Below are 6,179 nucleotides of genomic sequence, written 5' to 3' on the forward strand. Positions count from 1 at the left end.
ATAGTGGTAGCGTAGATACTGCACCTCCAGCAGTAGAAGTAGAAAACGCTTCTGTGGAAGAAGAGAGTTCTAATACTGTAAATGGTACTATCAAAGTATCTGATAAAGCAGGTGTTGGTATAGTAACTATTGGTGATAAGGATGTAACTCAAGCCAATAACAAAGTTCCTGTGGAAATCGTTACAGATAAAGGTACGTTGAAAGTAACAGGTTATGATGCCGCAACTGGTGTATTGACTTACGAGTACACAGAAAATGGTACTGCGAAAGACCATAGTCGAGGTGATGATTCTGTTGTAGATTCATTCGATATAGTTGTGAAAGATGTGTTGGGTAACACAACCAATGCTCAATTGAATGTAACTATTACAGATACTGCACCAGCTGCATCTGCTGATACTAACAATATTCGAGAGGGTGAAGGCTCTGTTAGCGGAAATGTGTTGGACAATGATGCTACCGGTGCCGATAAGCCTGTAACTGCTAATATTGAAAACGGTAAAGGAAGCTATGGTGAGTTGACATTAAATGCTGATGGCACTTATAGCTATGCATTGAATAACAACAATCCTGCAGTTAAAGCTTTGAATGATGGTGAAACATTAACAGATACGTTCACTTATACTGTGAAAGATGCAGATGGCGACAGCAGTACTTCAACATTGACTATTACTATTGACGGCAGAGATAGTGACAAAACTATTTTTGGTGGCAATGATAAAGATGATATCAATGGTGGAGGCGGTAATGACGTTTTAGTTGGTGATAAGGGTGGTACTACAACAGTAATCACTCCAGGAGCTGACTACAATGTGGCGATTCTGTTGGATATTTCTAACAGTATGCAAAAATACCGTATTGCAGATGGTTCATCTTACTTCGATATGGCGAAGCGTTCTTTGCTGAAACTGGCAAATGATTTAGCTGGTCATGATGGAAAAGTAAACGTAGCCTTGTTTGCATTCAACCGTTTGACGAAGTTGGAAATAGATATTGATGACCTGACTCAAGACAATGTGGATCAATTGGTAAGCAAGATTGCTAATTTGAAAGTTGGATCACGCCTTGAAGGTATTACCAACTATGATGATGCATTTGCCGATACTACCGCATGGTTTAATGAAGTATCGGGTAATGGTTACCAAAATGTTACTTACTTCTTGACCGACGGCGAACCAACTGCGTACGGTTCAGATGGACGTAAAGATCCTATTGGTGCTTATGTTACTCAAAATACAATCGATGCAGCTCTAAATAGCTTTAAAGGCTTGAGTGATGTTTCTGCTGTGCATGCTATAGGCTTCTCTCAAGGTATTAGAGAAAATGTATTGAATTATTTTGATAACACTTCTAACGAGACATTGGTAGAAAATAGCTTCAGTTATCAAGCACCTAAAGTTGGAAAAGTTGTATATCAAGGCACAGAAGGTGATTCTGCTATCGTGAACACTCCAGATGAGTTGGATGCTGCATTGCAAGGTGGTAGTGAATCTGAGGCTCTGAGCAATGTTTCTGATGATGTTATTTCTGGAGGTGATGGTAACGATATTATCTTCGGCGATACTATCAATACCGACCACTTGACTTGGACCAATGGGGATACTGGTGTTAACTATACTGGTGGAAACCATAATGGTATGAGTTCAGAAGCATTGAATGAATTTATCAAATGGTCTGAAAATAGTGGTGTAAAAGCTACTGATCAACAAAAAGCGGACTATATCGCTGAACACTGGAAAGAGTTGTTGGATGGCCGTCCTGATGGTGGCAACGACACGCTGAACGGTGGTAGCGGAGATGACGTGTTGTTTGGTGGTGCCGGTAATGACAACCTAACCGGTGGAGAAGGTGCTGATAAGTTTGTCTTCTTGGCAAATAGCAACAGCGGTCAAGATGTGATAGTTGATTTCACTGAAGGCGAAGACAAAGTAGTATTTGCTGATTTAGTGAATGTTAACGATCTGAAGGACGCTGCGTGGAATGATACAACCAGCACATTGAGCTTTACTGCGGTAGGAGCTGATGGCGCTACTTACAACAACAGCATTACCTTCACCGGTATTTCCAGCGGACAAACTTTGGAAACCGTATTGGAAAAACATATTGAAGTATTAGGCTAATTAGTTAGCTTAGACAGCCCCCTTACTTGTAAAAGTAAGGGGGCTGAATTTTGTAGTTATAGTGGAATTCCTGAAACTGGCACAATGTCATTTCTGTCTAAAAAACTACTTTTCAGACAGGCATTTCCATGATTCAGACTACTTGCCGTGATACTCGGGTTTGACCCGAGTATCCTTTTAAGAACACAGCAATACAGTCAATCAACATATTTTTGATACAAGGCAGCAAGCTGCAGACAGCACAAGTAGTAGAGTGAGACGCAGCAACGACGTAGTAAAAATAAGTTTATTTGCTTATTATAAATCTGCATCTCTCGCCTACGTCTGTTTGAGTGAACGTTTGAGTTATTGCTCGACAAACGTTGCTTTTGGTGACTTTAGTTTAGATGTAGAAATACAGGGCGAGTTAACGGGGTTTTATGAAAAGGTAAGTTGTTGAGGGCTTAAGATTTTATTAATTTGCCCATTTTGCTATCGTGCGGTCAGCTTCGGCGATACAGAGTAGAGTTTTTCTACTGTAGTAGTGAAGGAGAGACTCCTTATGTAGATCGGTAAGACAGAATGCCTGTCTGAAAAAGTGCCGGCTTTGTGGTACAGCGTTCATTTTCAGACAGGCATTGTTTGAGTCTTGTTTTGTTTGGTTAGCGCGTATGGTTTATTTCCAGTAGCGCCACCACGGCATGCTGTTGGGCTTCCAGTCTTGCGTTAGATAAGGGCTTTGCGGGAAGTTGGTTTGCAGCACGCGGGTGGTATCTTCGGCCAAATCGGGTTTATTCAGCTTCTTATAAGAAGTGATCATAATGGCCAAAGCTTCTTCTACAAAGCGGGTATTTTGATATTGGGCAATGATTTTTTGCGAACGGTTGATGGCAGCAAGATATGCGCCACGGTTAATATAGTAACGAGCAATCGCCATTTCATTACCGGCTAAAGCATCAACCAATCTAGCCATGCGTTCAGTGGCATCGGCTACATATTCGCTATCGGGATAGCGTTTGGTAAGCTCTTCGAAAGCGTAATAGGCTTCACGGTTGGCTTTTGGATCGCGGTCGGACCAATCTTGAGAGGCCAGTTTGTTTAAGAAAGATTTATCTTCGTTAAACAGCACCAAACCTTTCAAGTAAAGAACATAATCCATGCGTGGATGGTTCGGATAAAGGCGCTGGAAACGCTGTATGGCTGCGAGCGCTCGTTCGGGTTCGTCATCTTTGTAATAGGCATAAGCCGTATCCAACTGAGCTTGCTGGGCGTACACGCCATTGGGAAATCGTGATTGCAGCAGTTCATATAATTTGATGGCTCGCGTATAATTATTGCTGTTTAGCTCGTCTTGCGCTTCGGTGTAGAGCTGGTTAACGGTCCAATCTTGGGTAATCTGGGCATCTTTGTCTACGGCGCCTTTGGTGGCGCAGCCTGATAACGCCAAGCCTAAAGAAACAATTAAAAGAATTTTTTTCATGCAAAATATTTCCTTGGATAACGAAACCGATTATAGCGATGATTTGGAGTTTTCGGCAGCCCCTAATGTAGAAAGTTTCATAAATTTAGTGATTCCGGTTGATTTGGCAGGTATGCGGCTCGATGCGGCGCTGACAAAACTGATGCCTGATTACTCCCGCAGCCGCTTGAGTAGCTGGATTAAAGAAGGCGCCGTTTCGGTAAACGGCAAGCCTGCCATGCCGAAAGATAAATTGATCGGTGGCGAAGAGCTGGTAGTCGCCGTTCGGCAAAGTGATGAGAATGCTGCTTTTACACCGGAACCAATGGATTTAGATATTCTTTATGAGGATGATTCGGTAATTGTGTTGAATAAACCTGCCGGTTTGGTCGTGCATCCGGCTGCAGGCAATTGGTCGGGTACGCTGCTTAACGGGCTTTTGGATCATTGTCCTGATTTGGCACAGGTGCCTCGCGCGGGAATTGTGCACCGCTTGGATAAGGATACCAGTGGTTTAATGGTGGTGGCTAAAACTTTGCCGTCGCAAAACGATTTGGTCAAACAGCTACAAGATCGCAGCGTGAAACGGATTTATCGCGCAGTGGCCAATGGAATTGTGCCTTTTGATGGAAAAATTGAAACTCTTATCGGTCGCGATCCATATAACCGTTTGAAAATGGCAGTGGTTAAGTTTGGCGGAAAAGAAGCGATAACACATGTGAAAGTGTTGGAGCGATATGGGGCGCACAGTTATATTGAATGTGCGCTGGAAACAGGGCGAACACATCAAATTCGGGTACACATGCGCGAAGCGAATCATCCTTTGGCAGGCGACCCGGTATATGGTAACCCGCGCCACCAATGTTCGGCGGCAGTAAAAGAGGCGATTAAAGATTTAAATAGGCAGGCTTTACATGCTTACAGTTTGAGCTTTAAACATCCTAAAACGGGAGAGAACATGTCGTTTAAAGCTCCGTTACCTCAAGATATGTATCATTTATTGTCGGTGTTGCGTTTGGAAAGCGGTTTGGATTCTTCTCTGAGCAATGAGGAAGAATGGTTGGAAAAAATGGATATGCAAGACGATGATGACTGGAACGAAGACGATTACGATGTTGAAGTGGTTTATGTTAGGGAGTGACCATAAAAAATAAAAAAGCAGTGTTTTACACTGCTTTTTACATAAGCGTTTTAATTAATAGAATTCACTTCGGTCTATCGTACGTAAAACTTTTGCCGGGACACCTGCTGCTAATGAACAGGGTGGAAGGTCTTTTACTACCACGGCATTTGCGCCAACTACTGAATCGGATCCTATTGTAATACCGCCGATTAGCTTAACACCGGTTCCTAACATAACGTTGTCGCCCACTTTAGGGTAAATGTTGGCGTGGGCTTGAGTGCCGTCGTTGGCAATAGATACACCATTGAAGATTTTACAGTTCTTTCCGACTTCTGCGCCGGCACCGATAGTAATATTATAATGGTGGGCAAACTTACAACCTTTACCGATTTTAGAAGCTGGGTGGATGTCGCTTGAAAAAATCATGCGGCTGATTAAATATGTCAAATAGCTGAAAGGGCGTGTTAGTTTGCTGCGGTAGAGCACGCTAGAAATGCGGTATATAAACATCAGGTGTGTGGCCGGTAAAAGTAAGTTTTTCATAAGCTGTTTTTCTCATAAATAATTGTGTTTAGAGACAGTAAAAATTCGAATTGCATATTTTAATACATTTTTTGCGATTAACACATTTTTCTTATTCCATAGGGAAATAGGTAAAATCTTGTTAGGATAGTCCAATTATGGAAAAAATTGGTTTTAAACAGGTTTTTAATGAAAATATCATATATAGTGATTTTCTTGATGCAGATTGGCCTGCTCCTCGAAATGTAAAGGTTTTAATCACAACACGAAAGGGTGGTAAAAGCAACGGTTGTTTTAGCAGCTTGAACGTAGGTGCGCATGTGGGCGATAACCTAGAAGCCGTTGCTCAAAACCGTGCTTATGTGCAGCAGCATGTAGGCGTACCTCTCGTGTTTTTGAATCAAGTGCACGGTGTTGATGTGGTACAAGCTGTTGATGCAGCAGGGGAGCTCACGGATGCAGATGCGTGTGTAGATAATACGGGTAACGCAGCTTGTGTGGTGATGACCGCAGACTGTTTGCCGGTGTTGTTTTGTGACCGTGCCGGAACGGTGGTTGCTGCAGCCCATGCAGGTTGGCGTGGTTTAGCTCAAGGCGTGTTGCAGAACACGATTGCGGCAATGCAGGTTGACCCGATGGAAATCATGGCTTATTTCGGCCCGGCTATTGGTCCTGATGCTTTTGAAGTAGGGGAGGAAGTTCGAGAAGCTTTTTGCAACCAGATTGCGGCAGCAGAAGATGCGTTTCAGAGCATTGGTGGAAATAAATATTTGGCTGATATTTATCAGCTTGCCAGACTGATATTATACAGAGAAGGGGTAACCCAGATTTACGGGGGCTCACATTGCACGGTATTGGAAAGGGAAAACTTTTTTTCTTATAGGAGGGACGGGCAAACCGGAAGAATGGCCAGCATTATTTGGTTGGAACAAGATTGATTTAAAAGCTTTTCAGACAGGCATATGCCTGTCTGAAA

The 6,179-nt window shown here is 42.8% G+C and carries 5 protein-coding genes; 3 read left to right on the forward strand and 2 right to left on the reverse strand.

Annotation, left to right across the window (positions count from 1 at the left end; translation table 11 throughout):
- Positions 1-2,120 (forward strand): cadherin-like domain-containing protein (locus tag HMPREF9370_RS05600; RefSeq protein ID WP_009116407.1); only part of this gene is annotated, 2,120 nt, incomplete at its 5' end.
- 655 nt (positions 2,121-2,775) lie between these two features.
- Here HMPREF9370_RS05600 and HMPREF9370_RS05605 read toward each other — a convergent pair.
- The gene (locus HMPREF9370_RS05605) at positions 2,776-3,579 is read right to left on the reverse strand and encodes an outer membrane protein assembly factor BamD (protein ID WP_009116408.1); all 804 of its coding nucleotides are present in this window, start codon (positions 3,577-3,579) and stop codon (positions 2,776-2,778) included.
- Here HMPREF9370_RS05605 and rluD point away from each other — a divergent pair.
- On the forward strand, positions 3,578-4,699 hold the full coding sequence (rluD, locus tag HMPREF9370_RS05610; protein WP_009116409.1) for a 23S rRNA pseudouridine(1911/1915/1917) synthase RluD: 1,122 nt from the start codon (positions 3,578-3,580) through the stop codon (positions 4,697-4,699). The two genes, HMPREF9370_RS05605 and rluD, sit on opposite strands and share 2 nt — an antisense overlap.
- 54 nt (positions 4,700-4,753) lie before the next feature.
- Here the strand turns inward: rluD and HMPREF9370_RS05615 are convergent, their stop codons facing one another.
- Positions 4,754-5,224, reverse strand: coding sequence for a serine O-acetyltransferase (locus HMPREF9370_RS05615; protein ID WP_050795382.1), 471 nt, complete (start codon positions 5,222-5,224; stop codon positions 4,754-4,756).
- Positions 5,225-5,361: 137 nt separating this feature from the next.
- On the opposite strand from HMPREF9370_RS05615, the gene pgeF reads away from it, so the two are divergent.
- A complete protein-coding gene (gene pgeF, locus HMPREF9370_RS05620) occupies positions 5,362-6,141 on the forward strand; it encodes a peptidoglycan editing factor PgeF (RefSeq protein ID WP_009116411.1) in 780 nt (259 codons plus the stop codon).
- Positions 6,142-6,179: the final 38 nt, after the last annotated feature.

The sequence above is a fragment of the Neisseria wadsworthii 9715 genome, assembly GCF_000227765.1.
Lineage (GTDB): Bacteria > Pseudomonadota > Gammaproteobacteria > Burkholderiales > Neisseriaceae > Neisseria > Neisseria wadsworthii.

Coding starts and splice junctions, on each gene's coding strand:
- rluD (WP_009116409.1), top strand. CDS start 3,578: ATGCAAAATATTTCCTTGGATAACGAAACCGATTATAGCGATGATTTG.
- HMPREF9370_RS05605 (WP_009116408.1), bottom strand. CDS start 3,579: ATGAAAAAAATTCTTTTAATTGTTTCTTTAGGCTTGGCGTTATCAGGC.
- HMPREF9370_RS05615 (WP_050795382.1), bottom strand. CDS start 5,224: ATGAAAAACTTACTTTTACCGGCCACACACCTGATGTTTATATACCGC.
- pgeF (WP_009116411.1), top strand. CDS start 5,362: ATGGAAAAAATTGGTTTTAAACAGGTTTTTAATGAAAATATCATATAT.